This is a genomic window from Mesorhizobium sp. RSR565B, assembly GCF_054719465.1.
This window is the reverse complement of record NZ_JBTTIE010000001.1, coordinates 4,863,978-4,879,565: the sequence shown is the minus strand read 5'-3', so window position 1 is coordinate 4,879,565 and position 15,588 is coordinate 4,863,978. Positions and strand designations below refer to the sequence as shown.

Annotated in this window: 12 protein-coding genes and 1 pseudogene; 5 read left to right on the top strand and 8 right to left on the bottom strand. The window is 64.1% G+C overall.

Annotated features, from left to right (window positions below; all coding sequences use genetic code 11):
• Positions 1-88: 88 nt before the first annotated feature.
• Positions 89-1,384 carry a DUF445 domain-containing protein gene (locus tag ACYG9R_RS23365; RefSeq protein WP_023823047.1) on the bottom strand — a complete coding sequence of 432 codons (1,296 nt, stop codon included), beginning with the start codon at positions 1,382-1,384 and terminating at the stop codon, positions 89-91.
• Positions 1,385-1,679: 295 nt separating this feature from the next.
• Here ACYG9R_RS23365 and rirA point away from each other — a divergent pair, with 295 nt between their 5' ends.
• The gene (gene rirA / locus ACYG9R_RS23360; protein ID WP_023823048.1) at positions 1,680-2,141 is read left to right on the top strand and encodes an iron-responsive transcriptional regulator RirA; all 462 of its coding nucleotides are present in this window, start codon (positions 1,680-1,682) and stop codon (positions 2,139-2,141) included.
• Positions 2,142-2,249: 108 nt separating this feature from the next.
• On the opposite strand, the pseudogene ACYG9R_RS23355 reads toward rirA, so the two are convergent.
• The 5 genes and pseudogenes from ACYG9R_RS23355 to hemP all read right to left on the bottom strand — a co-directional run bounded on the left by ACYG9R_RS23355 (position 2,250) and on the right by hemP (position 6,336).
• Positions 2,250-3,037: pseudogene (locus ACYG9R_RS23355) on the bottom strand (heme ABC transporter ATP-binding protein).
• A 6-nt stretch (positions 3,038-3,043) separates the two neighbouring features.
• The gene (locus ACYG9R_RS23350) at positions 3,044-4,138 is read right to left on the bottom strand and encodes a FecCD family ABC transporter permease (RefSeq protein ID WP_352520510.1); all 1,095 of its coding nucleotides are present in this window, start codon (positions 4,136-4,138) and stop codon (positions 3,044-3,046) included.
• A gap of 4 nt (positions 4,139-4,142) precedes the next feature.
• On the bottom strand, positions 4,143-5,024 hold the full coding sequence (locus tag ACYG9R_RS23345; protein WP_031194752.1) for a heme/hemin ABC transporter substrate-binding protein: 882 nt from the start codon (positions 5,022-5,024) through the stop codon (positions 4,143-4,145).
• Positions 5,025-5,034: 10 nt separating this feature from the next.
• A complete protein-coding gene (locus tag ACYG9R_RS23340; RefSeq protein ID WP_023823049.1) occupies positions 5,035-6,093 on the bottom strand; it encodes a hemin-degrading factor in 1,059 nt (352 codons plus the stop codon).
• A gap of 36 nt (positions 6,094-6,129) precedes the next feature.
• Positions 6,130-6,336 (bottom strand): hemin uptake protein HemP, encoded by a 207-nt coding sequence (gene hemP / locus ACYG9R_RS23335; RefSeq protein WP_023673860.1) that lies wholly within the window; start codon positions 6,334-6,336, stop codon positions 6,130-6,132.
• 273 nt (positions 6,337-6,609) lie between these two features.
• On the opposite strand from hemP, the gene ACYG9R_RS23330 reads away from it, so the two are divergent.
• The 4 genes from ACYG9R_RS23330 to ACYG9R_RS23315 all read left to right on the top strand — a co-directional run bounded on the left by ACYG9R_RS23330 (position 6,610) and on the right by ACYG9R_RS23315 (position 10,641).
• Entirely contained in the window at positions 6,610-8,739 is a 2,130-nt protein-coding gene (locus ACYG9R_RS23330) for a TonB-dependent hemoglobin/transferrin/lactoferrin family receptor (protein ID WP_031199041.1), read from the top strand.
• 5 nt (positions 8,740-8,744) lie between these two features.
• Positions 8,745-9,179, top strand: a complete 435-nt coding sequence (locus ACYG9R_RS23325) for a hypothetical protein (protein ID WP_023710743.1) — start codon at positions 8,745-8,747, stop codon at positions 9,177-9,179.
• A 63-nt stretch (positions 9,180-9,242) separates the two neighbouring features.
• Positions 9,243-10,271, top strand: a complete 1,029-nt coding sequence (locus tag ACYG9R_RS23320; protein ID WP_245259996.1) for an energy transducer TonB family protein — start codon at positions 9,243-9,245, stop codon at positions 10,269-10,271.
• Positions 10,272-10,326: 55 nt separating this feature from the next.
• The gene (locus ACYG9R_RS23315) at positions 10,327-10,641 is read left to right on the top strand and encodes an antibiotic biosynthesis monooxygenase family protein (RefSeq protein ID WP_023714379.1); all 315 of its coding nucleotides are present in this window, start codon (positions 10,327-10,329) and stop codon (positions 10,639-10,641) included.
• A gap of 45 nt (positions 10,642-10,686) precedes the next feature.
• On the opposite strand, the gene ACYG9R_RS23310 is transcribed toward ACYG9R_RS23315, so the two are convergent.
• Both ACYG9R_RS23310 and putA read right to left on the bottom strand, forming a co-directional pair.
• The gene (locus tag ACYG9R_RS23310) at positions 10,687-11,751 is read right to left on the bottom strand and encodes a glycosyltransferase (RefSeq protein ID WP_023818078.1); all 1,065 of its coding nucleotides are present in this window, start codon (positions 11,749-11,751) and stop codon (positions 10,687-10,689) included.
• A gap of 87 nt (positions 11,752-11,838) precedes the next feature.
• Positions 11,839-15,447, bottom strand: a complete 3,609-nt coding sequence (gene putA / locus ACYG9R_RS23305; RefSeq protein WP_023823052.1) for a bifunctional proline dehydrogenase/L-glutamate gamma-semialdehyde dehydrogenase PutA — start codon at positions 15,445-15,447, stop codon at positions 11,839-11,841.
• Positions 15,448-15,588: the final 141 nt, after the last annotated feature.

Below are 15,588 nucleotides of genomic sequence, written 5' to 3'. Positions count from 1 at the left end.
CGCAAATGCTGAACCCTGTTCTGGACAATAGCACTCGCGCGCCGTGTGTCCATTCGGACGCCCAAGCAATTCAGCGGCAAATGCAGCATCAGCCAGCGAGAAACAGCCTCTCCGCCGTGTAGAGCACGATACCCGCCAATCCGCCGATAATCATGCCATTGAAGCGGATATATTGCAGGTCCTTGCCGATGTTCATCTCGATCAGCCTCGTCAGTTGGGCAAGGTCCCAGCGCTTGACCTGGTCGGCGATGAATGTCGACACACCGCTCTTCTGGCTCTCGACGAACGACGACAGCGCCACGACAAAGCCCTGGTTCATGTCGGCCCTGATCTGCGGATCGCCTGAGAGATGGCGGCCGACCTCGACGAACATGTTGGCGAGATGCGCGCGAACAATCGAATTCTCCGCCTTGGCGTCCTGTTCGATGAACAGGCTGAGGCTCTGCCACATGTCGCCGGCGAGCGACTTCACTTCCGGCCGCGCCAGGAAATCGCGTTTCAGCTTCTCGGCCCGTTTGGCGTATTGCTTCGAGGTTCTGAGCCGCTCGATGAAGCTGTGCGCGAAACGGTCGAATTCGGCGCGCATCGGATGGTCGGGATCGGCGCGCACCTCGTCGAGCAGCGAGCCGGCGGAAGCGACGATCTTCTTCAGCAGATAGGCGTCGGCTCTGAACAGGTTGAACAGCGACGGCAATTCCTCGCGGATTTTCTCGCGCATGGTCGCCAGCGCCTCTTCATCGTTCAGGAACCGGCCGATCACCCTGGTGAATTCGTCGAAGAGTTTCTGGTGGCGGCGGTCGTCGGTCAGTGCCGACAGCAATTCGGCCGCGAGCGGCGCCAGCGGCACCTTGTCGATCTGCTCCAGCATGCGGCTGGTGACGAAGCCCCGCAGGCCGGATTGCTCGATCGCCGCAAGCGTCTGCGGGACCAGCCGTAAGACGAAGCGCGACAGGCCGGCAGAGCGTTCGGCGTCAGTCAGCCAGTCGGCGACGAGTGCTGCAAAATCGACCTCGGCCAGCTTTTCCCGCACCGGCCCGGGCGCCAGAAAATTGACCTCGATGAAGCGGCCCAGATTATCGGCGATGCGGTTCTGGTTCGCTGGGATGATGGCGGTGTGCGGGATCGGCAGGCCCAGCGGCCGCTTGAACAGCGCCACCACCGCGTACCAGTCGGCCAGGCCGCCAATGGTCGCCGCCTCGGCGAAGGCCGCCACGAAGCCCAGCCACGGATACTTGGCCTCGAACGATTTGGCCACGGCAAAAACCACGACGCAAAGCACCAGCGCAGCCGTGGCGAGGAACTTTGTCCGCCGCAACGCGAAAAGCTTGGCGCCCGTCTCGGCATCAAAACCGCCAGGCGCCAGGGACGAAGCCGATTGGGACATGATACGCCGCTCCTCATCGATCTCTTGGCTATCTGGCATGGGCTATTTAGGGGGTGTTTGGGCCCGTAGCATGATCGGATGGGCCGATTTCGGCCGGGAATTGCCGGTTTCGCACGCAAAGTTGACAAGAATGTTCATCTATCATGCAATCCCAGTCTGGAATTGTTCCAAGGTATAGGCCATATTCCGATCAGGCCAGTGTGGGCGAATCCGAAACTCCGGGTGAGAAAGCCGCACCAGCACAATCTAAAATCTGGTGCAGTTCCAACGCGCCAGCACTCGGGTGAGGAATGAAATGCGGCTGACGCGCCAGACCAACTACGCCATGCGCATCCTGATGTATTGCGCCGCCAACAACGATCGCCTGAGCCGCATCCCCGAGATTGCGGCCGCCTATTCGGTGTCGGAGCTTTTCCTGTTCAAGATCCTGCAGCCGCTGGTCGAGCATGGCCTGGTCGAGACAGTGCGCGGCAGGAATGGCGGCGTGAGGATCGGCCGCCCCGCCGAGCAGATCAGCCTGTTCGACGTCGTACGGGTGACCGAAGAGAGCTTTGCCATGGCCGAATGCTTCGAGAACGATGCCGCCGAATGCCCGCTGGTCGACAGCTGCCAGCTGAATTCGGCGCTGCGCGAGGCGCTCAACGCCTTCTTTGCCGTACTCTCCCGCTACACCATCGCCGATATGGTGGCGGCGCGCCCGAATGTGCGTCATTTGCTCGGCATCGACATGCTGATCCAGCGAGCACCGGCCGCCTGAGTTTTCTAGTGCATGTCGCTCAAAAGTGGCCCCGGTTTTGAGACAACGACATGCATAAAGACAAAGACCTAAAGCGCGTCGCCTGAGTCCGTTCAAACGCGACGCGCTTTAGGCGGCTGACTGCGGCAAGACAAACGGCATGTTCGCCGCCGGCAACACACCGACCCTTAGCCGACAATCGAACACCTTTTCGATCAGATCGTCGCTCAGGACCTCCTGCGGTGAACCGTCGGCGGCGAGCCGGCCGCGATGCATCACGAAAATCCGGTCGGCATACATGGCCGTCAGATTGAGGTCGTGCAGGATGGCGATCACACCGCCGCCGCGCCGGGCGAAATCGCGGGCGATGTTCATGATGATCAGCTGGTGCTTGATATCGAGGCTGGAGACCGGCTCGTCGAGATAGAGATAGCGCGGCTTGCCGTCCAGCACCGGCGCCCAGACCTGGCACAGCACGCGCGCCAGCTGCACACGCTGTTGTTCGCCGCCCGAAAGCTCCTGATAGAAGCGGCCGGCAAAGCCGTCGAGGTCGACCCGCGCCAGCGCCCGCTCGGGCAGACGATCATCTTCGCCCGGCAGAACGCCGGAACGGCCGCCGATAAGGCCGAGCCTGACCACTTGTGCACGGTGAAGGGAAAGGACAGGGTAGTCGCCTGCGGCAGCACGGCACGCACGGTCGCGGCCTCCACCGGCCTCATCGCGGAGAGGTCGCGCCCGTTGACGGCCACTGTCCCCGTAAACGCCAGATCGCCCGACAACGCCTTCAAGAAAGTCGTCTTGCCCGAGCCGTTCGGTCCGACGATGGCGGCGATCTCGCCCGGCCGTGCGACAAAATCGACATTAGCGACGATGCGTTTGCCGCCCATCGCCACCGAGACATCGCGTGCTTCGATCATGCCGCCTCACAAGTCGATTACGCCGCGCTTGCGCAGCAGGATCCAGAGGAAGAACGGCGCGCCGGCGATCGCCGTGACGATGCCGATCGGCAGTTCGGCCGGCGCCACGATGACGCGGGCGACGGCATCGGCAATCAGCAGCATCGAGGCGCCGAGCAGCGCCGAAGCCGGCAAGAGATAGCGATTGTCCGGACCGATCAGCAGCCGCAGCAGATGCGGCACGACGATGCCGACAAAACCGATGCCTCCGCTGACTGCGACAGAGGCGCCGACCGCTGCCGAGACGCCGACGATCGCGGTGTATTTCAGCCGCTGTACCGGGATGCCCAGATGTCCGGCCGTCGCCTCGCCGAGCGCCAGGGCGTTGAGGCCTTTGGCCAGGAACGGCATTGCCGCAAGCGCCAGGATGATGATCGGACCGACGGAAGCGATCTTCGGCCAGGTCGCGCCGCCCAGCGAGCCCAGTTGCCAGAAGGTCAGATCGCGCAACTGCCGGTCGTCGGCCATGAAAATCAGGATACCGGTCAGCGCCATGGCAAGGGCTGCGAGCGCAATGCCGGCAAGCAGCATGGTGGCGACCGATGTGCGCCCCTGCCGCGTGGCGACGCGGTAGAGCACCAGCGTGACCGCAAGGCCGCCGCAGAAAGCGGCGAGCGGCAAGGCCAGCCCGCCGAGCGCCAGAGTGAGCGGCGCCAGCCACGTCGTGCCGAGCACGATGACGGCGACCGCGCCGAGGCTCGACCCGGCGGAAACGCCGATCAGGCCGGGATCGGCGAGCGGGTTGCGAAACAGGCCTTGCATGACCGCACCCGATACGGCCAGTGCCGCCCCGATGAGCACACCGAGCAGTACGCGCGGCATGCGGATATCGTAGACGATCAACCGGTCGCGGGCACCAAGCGCGGCGTCGTCCGGCATGGCGCCGGTCAGCCAGTCACGAATGACACCAACGGCCGATGCATCGGAAGCGCCCGACCTCAGCGACAGGAACATCGAAAGGGCAAGCGCCACACACAGGAGCACAATAACCATGCGAGCGCGCCCGGAACGATCGCCCTCGGCCACCTTGCCCGCCGCGCCGGCGATCGACTGATCCACCATCGGCTCAGTCCGTGACCTGGCTGCCATAGAGCGAGGCGGCCAGATCGTGGATGGCATCGGCCGTGCGCGGCCCGAAGCCGAGGAGATAGCTGCCATCCATCAGGGTCAGTTTGCGGCCTTCACCGGCCGGCGTCGAGGTGATCGACGGGATGGCAAACAGCTCGGCCTCCGCAATCGGCGGTCCGGCATTTTTCATCGCCAGGATCACGTCCGGCCTGGCGGTTACGATGGCCTCGTCGGACATCTGCTTGTAGCCGGAAAAACCTTCGACGGCGTTGACCGCACCGGCGAGCTTGATGATGCCGTCACCGGCGGTGTCGGTGCCGGCGGCCAGGATCTTGCCGCCCTGGATCGACAGCACGAACAGGATGCGCTTGCGCTGCTTGATCGACGCCGTCTGCTTCTCGGCCGCCTTCAGCTTGGCGTCGGTCTCAGCCACCAGCGTCTCGGCCTTGGCGTCGACGCCAAGCGCCTTGCCGACGATGCGGATCTTTTCCAGGATGCCGTCATGGCTGTAATGCTCGGGCACGTCGATGAACGGAACGCTCGACTTTTTCAGCACATCGACCGCTTCCTTCGGCCCACTGCCATGCAGCGCCAGAATGCCCGAAGGATTGACCGACAACACGCCTTCCGGCGACAGCTGGCGCATATAGCCGACGTCGGGCAGCGCGACCGCGGCGGCGGGGTAGCGGCTGGTCGAATCGCGGGCGACGAGATGACCTTCCTCGCCAAGCGCGTAGACGATCTCGGTGATCGAACCGCCGATCGCCACGATCCGCGACGTGTCGGCCAACACGGCCACGTTCTCGCTGGCCGGCACTGGGGCGGCAATAAACAGCGACAGGCCCATGGCCGCGGCAAGCGTCCTGAACAGTGAAATCATCGTCGTTTCCTCAGGCTGCGGTCGGGCTTGGAATGCGCGGCAGGTTCTCGGCAAGGAACCGCCAGTCGTCGCGCTCGCCCTCGCCTTCATGGCGCTTGCCGAAGAACTGGATGATCATCTTGCCGTCGGCGCCATAGGCTTCGAGCGAGGTGACATGACCGTCCTTGGTCGGTTTGCGCACCGCCCACACCTCCTGGATGTGGTCGGTGCGCAGATGCAGGTGGAACGTCTCGTCCATGACGTTGATCCACGGCCCCATCGGCTTGATCGACTTGACGGGACCGGAATGGATCTGGATGCAGCCTCGGTTTCCGACAAAACACATGATCGGCATGCCGTCGGCGGCGGCATGGTGGAACATGGCGACGATGGCGTCATTGTCGAGCAGCCAGGCATAGTCCTGGCCGACCATGCGCACGGCCTGGCGGCGGGTGAGCTTCAGCGTTTTCAACATGCCAAAGAACTGGTGGACGTCGGTCAGCCGGCTCCAGCGGTCGCGCAGATCATCGATGTCTGCGGCAATGCCCGACGTCTCCGCGTCGTCGTCGGCCAAGCCTGCGATAGACACGGTCGCCTCCTGGTTCGGCGATTCGAGTGCGGCCACGAGCTTCTGGTAGGCATAGAGATTGGACGCCGGCCGCAGATGCACCTTGTGCACCGCATCGCCGGCCGCGTCGAAGAATTGCAGGCTGCGGCGGATGTCGCCACCGTCGCGCTTTTCCACGGCAAAGCCATGCGCCCAGACCTTTGGAAAGATACGCAGGTCGATGTTTTCGCCCAGCACCATGGCATTGTGCGCGCCTGTGACAACCTTGTCGTAGACGCCGATCTTCTCGTGCACCGCGCTTTCGTTGCGGGTCAGCGCCATCACCTCGCCGACGGCGTCGAGGCCGGTCAGAAGATCATTGACCCTGGGCTCGACGCGCACGACGCCGTCGCCGCAATGCGCGGCCACCAGCTCGGCCTCGGAAATACCGAGCTCGGCGGCAAGATCGCGCTCGCGCGCTTTCGGATTGTCTGCCCGCGCCCGCCGGATTTCATGCGGGGCGGGTTTTGCGCGCTGGTCCATGTCCTGCTTACCTGTCTGCCGTGTTTGGTCGTTTCGTCACTTGTTGAGGATGAGCTTGCCCTGGCGGGTGATCTTCAGCCGATATAGCGCGCCATGGTGCTCGATGCCGATCTCGTGCTCGCCCTGGAACAGCGTGTTGGAGGACAGCGTCCGCACCGCCAGCGGCACCCGGTCGAAGCGGGTCGGCGTCTCCTCGGAACGGCGGACGCGGTAACGAAAGTCGTTGGGATTGTGGGTGTTCATCTCTTTCGATCCCTTTCCTGTGCCGGGCAACTGGCTAGGCGTTGCAAAAATGCCGATTCATTTCTTGACTCGAATAATCATGTTTATTAGTCAGTGCAATACCGGACCTAATGAGTCAACATTTAAGACGCCGGACAGAATGAAAAATGCCAGCGAGCACCAAGCCAGCCAGCATCGAACCTGGAATTTTGGAGTTGGGGCATGGGCTTGGGAAATTGTGGACGACTGGGTCTGGCGAACGCCGATCCGGTGCATCGGCCTATGGCAAAGGCAATGGCAGCCTTGCTTGCGGGGGCAGCGACGATCGCGCTGCTGACATCGCCGGCCAGCGCTCAGCCGGCCGCTGACCAGGCCGACCAGACCAGGAAAACCGAGGACACCAAGCCGGCGCCCGCCGGCGCGACCCTGCTGGACAAGATCCTCGTCATCAGCCGCACCGGCGAGACGGCAATCGAATCGCTGGCCTCAGCCAGCCATGTCGACCAGGAACAGCTCGACCGCCGCATGGCGACGACGCCGAACGAAATGCTGCTCGGTGTGCCTGGTGTCGCCGTGCAGGCCGATGCGCGACGCGTCAGCTCCAGCATCAACATCCGCGGCCTGCAGGATTTCGGTCGCGTCGCCGTCATCGTCGACGGCGCCAGGCAGAATTTCCAGCGCTCCGACCACGGCACGCAGTCGACCTTCTATGTCGATCCCGAGCTCATCAAATCCGTCGATGTCATCCGCGGACCGACCGCCAACACCTATGGCTCCGGCGCCATTGGCGGCGTCGTCTTCTTCGACACCAAGGATGCGGTGGATTTCCTCAGACCGGGCGAAACCTGGGCCGGCTCCGTCACCGGGCGCTATGAAAGCAATGGCAAGGGCTGGACCGCCAGCGCCAGCGGCGCCTACAAATTCAACGACGATTTGGATGTGCTGGGCAACATCGTCTACCGCGACTACGATGACTACAAGAACGGCAGCGGCGACACCGTCGCCGGAACCGGCTTCGACGTGCTGAGCGGCCTGCTCAAGACCACCATCCGCCCGAGCGAAAACAGCGAATTGAAGCTCGGCTGGGTCGGCTCGAGCGACGGCTGGACGGAAACCAGCGGCGGCGTGCAGGCCAACGACGTCGACCTGAAGTCGAACACCTTCACCGCCCGCTACAACATCACCGACGACGCCAGGAGCTGGCTCGATCTCCACATCAACGCCTCCTACAACAAGACCAATCTGGACCTGACGACGCTTGTGCCGCAAAACCGGTTCGATCCGGTCACCGGTCTTCCCGTGCTGCTGCCGGTCGGCTCAACTTCGACCTTCGATGTCGGCACCACCGGCATCGATATCTGGAACACGTCGCGCTTCGAGACCGCCGGCATTTCGCACGAGCTGACCTATGGCGGCGACTGGGTGGGTGACGATGTCGAGACCGGCGGCACCGCCGGCGGCGACAGCTTCTACACCCCATCGGGCAAGCGTAGTGTTTCGGGCGCCTACATCCAGGACAAGCTCACCTGGGACTGGCTCGAGGTCATTGCCGGGCTGCGTTACGACAATTACAGCCTCGAAGACAGCACCCACGAAACGTCAGGTGATCGTCTGTCGCCGCGCATCACCGTTGGTGTCACGCCCTTCGAAAGCGCCAGCCTGGCGGGCCTGCAGTTCTATGGCACCTACGCCGAAGGCTATCGCTCACCCTCGCTGACCGAAACGCTGATCAGCGGCAACCATCCGGCCGGCGTCACCTTCCCGTTCCTGCCCAATCCGAACCTGCGGCCAGAAACCGGCAAGACCACCGAGTTCGGCGTCAACTACAAGCTGAACGACCTTGTCGAGGCCGGCGACGCGTTCCGGCTCAAGGCCGGCTACTTCCACAACGATGTCGACGACTACATCGAAGGCGTCACGCTGTCGGCATTCGACCCGACCAGCGGCTGCCCGTTCGGCCCCGGCATTCCGATCTGCTTCCAGTACCAGAACGTCGCCCAGGCCAAGATCAACGGCTTCGAACTGGAAAGCGTCTACGATGCCGCCTGGGGTTATGCCGGGCTGTCGGCCTCGATCATCAACGGCCACACCATCTCCGATGAAGGCGAGCGGGCCGACCTTGCCACCATCCCGTCCTCGCAGGTCACCGGGCAGCTCGGCTTCCGCTTCCTTCAGGACAAGCTGACCGTCGGCGGCGAGGTGCAGTACAACGGCAAGCCGAAGGGCAACCCCGTAGCCAAGGATTATACTCTGGTCAACGCCTTCGCCAGTTACCAGGCCACCGACAATCTGAAGGTGGACTTCCGCGCCGACAATTTGTTCGACGTCAAATACACCAACCCGCTGAACGGCGGCACCACCGCCGTCATCTATGAACCCGGCATCACGCTGAAGCTGGCCGCAACCATGCGCTTTGGAGGCTGACACCCATGACAAGTTTGACGGCATCGCTTCGGCTCCTGACCTCGACGCTGGCGATGTCGCTTGGCTTGATGCCGGCGTGGGCTCAGTCCGCGCCGGCTCCGCAACTCAGCCTCGAGCTCAATGCCGCGCAGCCCTCCGAAAAGGGTTGCCGCCTGACCTTCGTCGTCAACAATGCGCTCGGCGCCGATCTTTCCAAGGCGGCATTCGAAATCGCGCTGTTCAACGAGGCCGGCATTGTCGACCGCCTGAGCGTGCTCGACTTCAAGGACCTGCCGGCCGGCAAGACCAAGGTGATCCGCTTCGACCTCGCCGGCACCGACTGCACCAAACTCAGCCGCGTGCTGATCAACAGCGCCACCGAATGCGCCGGCGTCGAACCGGGCGCCTGCATGCGCGGCCTGAAGACGCAGACCAAGACCGGTATCGCATTCGGCGTTTGAGGTGGGTCTGCATCCCGCCTTCCTGCACGACAATGCGACACGACCCGTCGCAGCTCCGCCGTTATGGCCGGCAACGATCTTGATTTGACAATCCCGCCGCGCTCGCGGCAGGTCTCGCCGCGAACCATGCAGGACATCACCCCCCTCCCCGACGCCGGCAACGAACCGGCGATAACAATGGACGAGCTCGTACAGCCGGCGGCCGCGGACCGCAAATGGACTGTGGCGATCGTCGCGTCCTGCCTGCTCCATGCCGCTGCCGCAGCGGCGTTCATGGTCGCACCCGCCGGGACATTCGATACCGGGAAGGCAATACAGGCCGAAGGCGCCGATCGATCAGGCGCAGACGTCCTCGGCACCGCTTTGCAAAACCCGGTACCCGACGCGGTGGATGTTACCCTGGTAACCGATCCGCAGCCGGCCAACCCCGTCCAACCCACGCCGCGAACCGGGGCGCCTCAAGCCGTAGAGGAGCCGGCGGCGCCCAAATCTGCGCCGGAAGCTGCCAAGCAGGCAACCGTCGCTCCGGATGCACCAACGGCCGCCATCCCGGATGATCAAAGTGTCGCCCCAGAGGGTGAGACGCCTGCACCGTCACCGGTTCAAACGCAGAGTTCGGAGGCGTCTCCCGCCAATGAGCCTGCCGTTGAATTGCCTGCCGCGAGGCCACCAGTCCCAAGCCCGAGGCCAAGTACATCAATATCGGGAGCACCAATATCGGGAGAGACTGGCGGCACGGCAGATGGCGAGGAGCGCGAGGCAACGGCGGTTGCCAGCAAAGGCGGAAAACAGAGCGCGGCGGGCAATTCGATGGAATCCGGCTACAGCGTTGAAGTTCAGAACAAGCTTGTCCGCGCCAACCGCCACGTTTCGAAGGCGGTTCAAGCCAAGGCTCGCAACAATGCCAGGGTCTATTTCGTCGTCATGGCCGACGGCAGCGTCAGCGACTTGCAGCTTGTCGAAAGTTCAGGGTCTGCCGAGCTAGACCAATTCGCTTTGAAACTGGTGCGCCAGCAAGCGCCGTTCCCGCCCATTCCACCCGAGACCGGATTATCAAGTTGGGTGTTCAGGGCGCGGATCGGTCCGTTTTAACCAGCTCGTAGACCTTCGCCAAATGTCATCGTCCATCAATTCAAGAGGAAGCCCAATGTACATCGCCATGAACCGCTTCAAGGTCCAGAACGGCTCGGAGACCGCCTTCGAGGATGTCTGGAAGAACCGCGATTCGAGCCTCTCGGAGATGAAAGGCTTCAGGGAATTCCACTTGCTGCGCGGCCCGGTCAACGAGACCGAGGGTTATACGCTGTTTGCCTCGCACACGGTGTGGGCAAGCCATGAGGATTTCGTCGCCTGGACCAAATCCGAGAATTTTCGCGCCGCCCACCGCAACACCGGCACCTCGAAGGTGCATTATCTCGGCCATCCGCAGTTCGAAGGCTTTTCGGTCGTCGAAGGGGCCTGATTGAGATTTCACCCGTCGACGAGATCTGACGACGGGCAGATGCCGTCATGTTCCGGTTGAATTCCGGCCGCCCAGTCGCCGAAGCCGCTGGGCAATGTGCAGGCGCAGCCGCCGCCAGGGCTGTCCGCGTGTCAGGTAGCGCGCCAACCGCGGATCACCGGCCAGCTCCGGGAACTGGCGCACATGCTGCGTCAGGAATGCAGGTATGAAATTGCGCCCGTTGAGATCGCTGAGCCAGGCAGAATTCGCCAGCAAATAGTCTGCGGCATCCGCCGCCAACACGCTCCTGTAGCTCCTGTATGCAGGCGTTTGCCGCACATTGCCGCCGGCAAAGGCAGTTCCGGTGGACAGGTTGGAGCCATGCAGGCGATAGAGGCCGAGACCTTCTGACAGGATGAGGCTGCCGCCGGCCTGGTGCGCGAGTGTCGCCGTCAGATAATCCGTCCCGACCTTGGCCTTGAACGGGAAGGACAATACAGGTTCCAGCGCGCCACGCCGGTACATGATCGCCGAGCATTGCGACCACAGCCAGCCCGTCACCGCAGGTGCGAAATAGGTTACCGGATGCTCCGATGCGTAGGCGATCCCGGGCGCCATGCCGGCAAGCCGGCCACCGGGCGCGATGGCGACGCCACTGCGATCCGCTCCGGACCGCGGTTTGCGCAAGGCAAGGAAGGTACCGCCCAGCAAGGTGCCGTCGCCATCGACAAGGAACACATCGGAACTCGACAGTGCGGCCGAATGCGTCGTGTTGAGGTGGGCGGACAGATGCGCGAGGAGAAAATCCGGCAGCCACACGTCATCGGCGTCGAGAAACGCGACGAAGGGCGCGTCGGTTGCGGCAAAGCCGTCGCGGAATCCCGCGGTCTGGCCGCCATTCTCCTTGCGCGCCAACAGGCGCAGGCGCGGGTCTTCTATATCCCTTAGAAGCTGTCGGACATGGTCGGCCGAGCCGTCCGTCGAGGCATCGTCGACGATGACGCATTCCCAATTCCGGTAGGTCTGCGCAAGCACCGAGCGGATCGCCTGTTCGACGTACGGCCGATAGTTGAAGCAGGTGATGACCACCGCCACGCGCGGCAGCTCAAACGGTCGGGACGTGTCTTCCATCTGTTCGGCTGCCCCGCTCGAGTTGCTCTCTGTCCCTTGCGCATACCCTTGCAACCCGACGCAGGCAAGCGAGCCGCGAAAAGCCCCCTAGGCCGCCGCGAGCAGGCTGGCATTGCCGCCGGCAGCCGTGGTGTCGACGCAGACAGCGCGTTCATGCGCATAGGCCGCCGAGTTGAGCACCTCGCTGACCAGCGGCACGATCGGCCCGCTGCGGTCGGCAATGACCTTGCGCACGATCCGCGCCGCCTCGGGCCTGCCCGAGAAGGCGACGACATCGACGCGCAGCGAACGCGCTTCGACTGGGTCTGGCCGACCGTCTATGGCCGCCAGCGGCAACCCCTTGCCGGTCAGCGCCGACAGTGCTGCCGGCGCGCCCGGCGCCACGGCCAGCACCGCATTGCCGGCGGCCAGCGCCTGGATCGTCTGGGCAAGCAGCGTTTCGGCGTCCGGACCGAGGCACAGCACCCGGCCGCGCGGCGACAGCGACAGCGTGTTGGCCTCGCCGGTCGGTCCGGGCAGGTCGACCTGGCCGAAATCGATGGCGGCTGCAGCGCCGATGGCTGCAGCGCCCTTGCCGCGCAGATGCTTTCTCAGGATGGCGATGCGATCCGGCCGCGTCGACCAGCCGCCAAGCGTCGGATCGGGCAGATTGTCGGCGAGTTCGGTCGCAGTCACCTTGTGGCCCCCGGCAATCTCCGTGCCCGCCTCCGGCCCTTTGCGGAACCGCCGGAGATAATGCGGCCCGCCGGCCTTCGGCCCGGTGCCCGAAAGCCCCTCGCCGCCAAAGGGCTGCGAACCGACGACGGCGCCGATCTGGTTGCGGTTGACATAGATGTTGCCGGCATGGATGCCGTCGACGAAATGCTGGACGCGGCCTTCTATGCGGGTGTGCAGGCCGAAGGTCAGGCCATAGCCCTTGCGGTTGATGGCGGCGATGACGGCGTCGATCCCGTCGGCGTCGAAGCTGGCGACATGCAGCACCGGACCGAACACTTCGCGCTCCATCTCCTCGATGCCCTTGACCCGGAACACATGCGGCGCAACGAAGCGGCCGTCCTTCGGTGCTTCGAGCTTTGCAATCAACCGGCCCTGCAGCCCCATCTTGGTGCAATACTCGCGGATCGATTCCTGCGCCTCGTCATCGATGACCGGCCCGACATCGGTCGAAATCTGCCAGGGATCGCCGATGGTGAGCGCTTCCATGGCGCCCTTCAGCATCTCCAGCATCTTCTTCTCGACATCCTTCTGCACGTAGAGCACGCGCAGCGCCGAACAGCGCTGACCCGCACTCTGGAAGGCGGACGCCAGGATGTCGCGTACCGCCTGTTCGGGCAGTGCTGTGGAATCGACGATCATGGCATTGAGGCCGCCGGTCTCGGCGATCAGCATGGCGTCCGGCGCGGCCGTCTCGGCCAGTTGCTTCTCGATCAGCTTTGCAACCTCGGTCGAGCCGGTGAAGCAGACGCCGGCAATGCGCGGATCCGCAGTCAGCGGTCCGCCGACCGACGGGCCGTCGCCCGGCAGAAGCTGGATCACATCTTCCGGCACGCCGGCCTCGCGCAGCAGCTCGACTGCGCGGAAGGCGATCAGCGGCGTCTGTTCGGCCGGCTTGGCGATGACCGAATTGCCGGTGACGAGCGCTGCCGCGATCTGGCCGGTGAAGATGGCGAGCGGGAAATTCCACGGCGAAATGCACACGATCGCGCCGCGCGCCTCGGTGCCCGCTTCGTTGTTGGCCGCCTCGGCAGCGTAGTAGCGCAAGAAGTCGACAGCTTCGCGCACTTCGGCCACGCCGTCGGCCAGCGACTTGCCGGCTTCCCTGGTGGCGAGCGCGAAAAACTCGACCGCATTGGCCTCATAGAGGTCGGCGGCGCGGTTGAGGATGGCGGCGCGCTCGGCAACGGGACGCTTCGCCCAGGCCGGCTGCGCTTCCACAGCAAAGCGCACCGCGGTCGCGACCTGCTTGGCAGCGGCTTCGGCGACCGTGCCGACGATCTCGGCAGGCTTTGCCGGATTGACCACCGGGCGCTGCTTGCCGTAGCCGGCGGCGCGCGTCATCGGCTTGGCATGCCAGCGCTCGGGCCCGGCAAAGGCCGCTTTGGCCTTGTCGATCGCCGCCAGCGTCACCGGATCGGTGATGTCGAACCCCTTCGAGTTGCGCCGACCAGCGCCGAAGATCGTCGCAGGACGAGCGATTGCCGGATTGGCGGCGGGGCCCTGGCTCTCGACCGTTTCGAGCGGATCGCGCGCAATATCCTCCGGCTCGACGTCCTCGTCGGTGAGCTGATGGACGAAGGAGGAGTTGGCGCCATTCTCCAGCAGGCGGCGAACCAGATAGGCCAAGAGGTCGGAGTGCGCGCCGACCGGCGCATAGATGCGGCAGCGCGTGCCTTCGGCCCGGCGCACCGTCTCATGCAGCGCTTCGCCCATGCCGTGCAGGCGCTGGAATTCGAAAGCGTCACGGTTGTCAGCCATCGACAGGATGGCGGCGACGGTATGGGCATTGTGCGTGGCGAATTGCGGATAGATGCGGTCGGTCATCGACAGCAACTTCCTGGCGCAGGCCATGTAGGAAACATCGGTGTTGGCCTTGCGGGTGAAGACGGGGTAGCCGGAAAGCCCGAGCGTCTGTGCCCGCTTGATCTCGGTGTCCCAATAGGCGCCCTTGACCAGCCGCACCATGATGTTGCGGTCGTACTTTTCCGCCAGCGCATAGAGCCAGTCGATGGTGAAGGCCGCGCGCGGGCCGTAGGCCTGGACGACGACGCCAAAGCCATTCCAGCCGGCAAGCTCCGGCTCGGACAACACACGCTCGATGACGTCGAGCGACAGGTCGAGCCGGTCGGCCTCCTCGGCGTCGATGTTGAGGCCCATGCGCGAATGGCGTGCGGCCAGCGCCAGCGACAGCAGCCGCTCCGCCATCACCGGCAGCATCTTTTCCTTCTGTGCCTCTTCGTAGCGCGGATGCAGCGCCGACAGTTTGACCGAGATGCCGTGGTTCTGGCGGATATCGGGACCGTTGGAGCCTGAATCGAGCGAGGAGATCGCATCGGCATAGGCCTTGAGGTAGCGCAGCGCGTCGGCCTCGGTGCGGGCCGCCTCGCCCAGCATGTCGAAGGAATAGAGATAACCTTTCTGGATCATCGACTTGCCGCGCTTGACGGCTTCCGCAATGGTGCGGCCGAGCACGAACTGCTCGCCCATTTCGCGCATGGCGGCGGCGACCGCCTTGCGGATCACCGGTTCGCCCAGCCGGCGAACCATCGAGCGCAGCGTGCCTTCAATGCCGCCCTCGCCCTCGTCGAGCACACGGCCGGTCAGCATCAGCGCCCAGGTCGAGGCGTTGACGAAGATCGAGCTCGAACCGCCTGAATGCGCCGACCAGTCATGCGGTGCGATCTTGTCGGCGATCAGGTCGTCCATGGTCTCGGTGTCAGGCACGCGCAGCAGTGCCTCGGCCAGGCACATCAGCGCCACGCCTTCCTTGGTGGAGAGGCCGTAGGCCGAGAGAAAAACCTCCATCAGCCGCGGGTCAGACGAGCCGCGCACCGCGCGCACCAGATCCGCGGCACGGGCCGAGACGGCTTTGCGGTCATCGGCCGAAAGTTCTGTCGCGGCAGCCAAGCGCTTCACAGCCGCGTCTTCGTCGGGCAGGTAGTTGGCGCGGATCTGCTGGCGGATGGTGTCGAGCGGCATGGCGGTCCTGCGGAGCAAGCATCTGGGAGCGGGCCGGCGGTCGCCGGACCGAATGGCGCAAGCTAGCACAGAGCCGCATTTTCGGCCGGTCCAAAGAAATCGACATGGCAGTCCGGATGATCTATCATTGCGGCTCAATTG